The organism is Kribbella sp. NPDC026596, assembly GCF_040638415.1.
Lineage (GTDB): Bacteria > Actinomycetota > Actinomycetes > Propionibacteriales > Kribbellaceae > Kribbella.
Genome location: NZ_JBEZYF010000154.1, coordinates 1 through 1,978, shown reverse-complemented (window position 1 = coordinate 1,978; position 1,978 = coordinate 1). Strand labels below are relative to the sequence as shown.

Annotated in this window: 4 protein-coding genes; 3 read left to right on the top strand and 1 reads right to left on the bottom strand. The window is 65.0% G+C overall.

Annotation, left to right across the window (positions count from 1 at the left end; genetic code table 11):
* On the bottom strand, positions 1–398 hold a 398-nt coding region (locus tag AB0E63_RS46400), incomplete at its 3' end, for an alcohol dehydrogenase catalytic domain-containing protein (protein ID WP_360381314.1).
* Positions 399–618: 220 nt separating this feature from the next.
* Here AB0E63_RS46400 and AB0E63_RS46395 point away from each other — a divergent pair.
* The 3 genes from AB0E63_RS46395 to msrA all read left to right on the top strand — a co-directional run.
* A complete protein-coding gene (locus AB0E63_RS46395) occupies positions 619–873 on the top strand; it encodes a hypothetical protein (RefSeq protein WP_360381311.1) in 255 nt (84 codons plus the stop codon).
* A 130-nt stretch (positions 874–1,003) separates the two neighbouring features.
* Positions 1,004–1,495, top strand: a complete 492-nt coding sequence (gene msrB / locus AB0E63_RS46390) for a peptide-methionine (R)-S-oxide reductase MsrB (protein WP_360381308.1) — start codon at positions 1,004–1,006, stop codon at positions 1,493–1,495.
* Positions 1,492–1,978, top strand: a 487-nt coding sequence (gene msrA / locus AB0E63_RS46385; protein WP_360381306.1) for a peptide-methionine (S)-S-oxide reductase MsrA, incomplete at its 3' end; no start/stop codon positions are given. The genes msrB and msrA, both read left to right, overlap by 4 nt.

The window sequence follows — 1,978 nt, the reverse complement described above, 5'->3', positions numbered from 1 at the left end:
GCGGTCAGTCCGGAGATCGGCAGGCTCGCGCCGACGGTGAAGTCGACGTCGCCCGGGAGTGGTGCGAGGTTGCGTGCCTCGATCGCCACATACTCCGCCAGGGTTCCGTCGCGATGCCAGTCGGCGAGGCCGAACACGCGCTGTCCCACTGACAACCCAGTCGTGCCATAGCCGAGCGCGGTGACCACTCCGGCCAGTTCGTGCCCGGGGATCGACGGTGATCGGTCCCGGCCGGCACGGTCGGTCCAGGTCGAGGGCCACTCCAACTCGGTCGGGACGTAGCCCGAGGCATGAACCTCGACGACGACGTCGTTGATCGCCGCCGGTGGCTCGGGACGCTCCACCAGCGTCATTCCTGCCGTCCCCGCTGCCTGGTCCGTCACCACGATCGCCCTCATCAGGCACCTCCTTGTATCCGGTCTTTCGCCTACGCGGCACTTTCGGCTCGTAAGCATTCGCGGCGCCACACCCTCGACGTCTTACCACGCGACAGATGGGAGTTGGGCAGATCGCGAAATTGTTTCGGTGCAGGCCGTAAGATCCGTGCCTGTCCAACCACCAACGGATATCTGTACAGAGCACCGACGGATTCTGATCAACAGGTAGAGGTGAAGTTCATTGACCGGGTGGAGGGAGGGGCTCGAGCGATTCCTCGCCACCGACCCGGACGACGTCGGCTGTGACGAGGCGATGGCTGCTCTGCACCTCTATGCCGAACTCCTCGCGGCCGGAGTCGACGCTGCCGAGCGCTATCCCGGAGTGGCGACTCACCTTGCCGCCTGTGCAGCATGCGCGGAAGCTGCTGACGGGCTGCTAGCCGCTGTGCGGGACCACGATCAGCACAGCGGCGACCGGGACGACACCGAACAGTGACCCGATCATGCTGACCCGGCTGAACTGAGATCGCGGTCACAGCGAGTTCTGCGGAACCCGGGACCAAATCAACTGCCTGCGATGTTGTTCCCAGTGACGGCGCAGCCAGCGACGTCAGAAAGGAGAAACCGTGGCACACGACTACAGGAAGACTCCGGAGGCGATCAGTCGCCTCACCGACAGCCAGTTCCGCGTGACGCAGAAGGACGGGACGGAACCCGCATTCCGTAACGAGTACTGGGACAACCACGAGGCCGGGATCTATGTGGATGTGGTCTCCGGCCAGCCGCTGTTCTCGTCGACCGACAAGTACGACAGCGGCACCGGGTGGCCAAGCTTCACCAGGCCGATCGCGGCGGACACAGTTCGCACAGTTACGGACAGGTCGCTCTGGATGACCCGCACAGAGGTGCGATCCACTGGAGCCGACAGCCACCTCGGTCATGTTTTCGATGACGGCCCTGCCTCGGCGGGAGGCCAGCGGTACTGCATGAACTCCGCCGCACTGCGCTTCATCCCGGTCTCGGAACTGGAGAGTCAGGGGTACGGCGAGTATCGGGCGCTGTTCGAGACGGCCGACACGTCCAGCGACATCACGAGCACAGAGGAGCATGCGTCATGACCAGTGGAATCGACGACACCGGGCAGGTCACGCGCAAGCCCGGCACCGAGACAGCCGTCCTCGCCGGCGGGTGTTTCTGGGGTGTGGAGGACCTCATTCGCCGGCAGCCCGGCGTACTCGAGACGCGTGTCGGGTACACGGGCGGGCAGAACGACCATGCGACGTACCGCAATCATCCCGGGCACGCCGAAGCCGTCGAGATCGTCTTCGACCCGGCGAAGACGACGTACCGCAACATCCTGGCGTTCTTCTTCCAGATCCACGACCCGTCGACGGTGAACCGTCAGGGCAACGACATCGGCACCAGCTATCGCTCGGCGATCTTTCCGCTCACACCGGAGCAGGAGAAGGTCGCTCGCGACACGATCGCCGACGTCGACGCCTCGGGCCTGTGGCCGGGCAAGGCCGTGACGACGATCGAGCCTGCGGGTCCGTTCTGGGAGGCCGAGCCGGAGCACCAGGACTACCTGATCAAGTACCCGG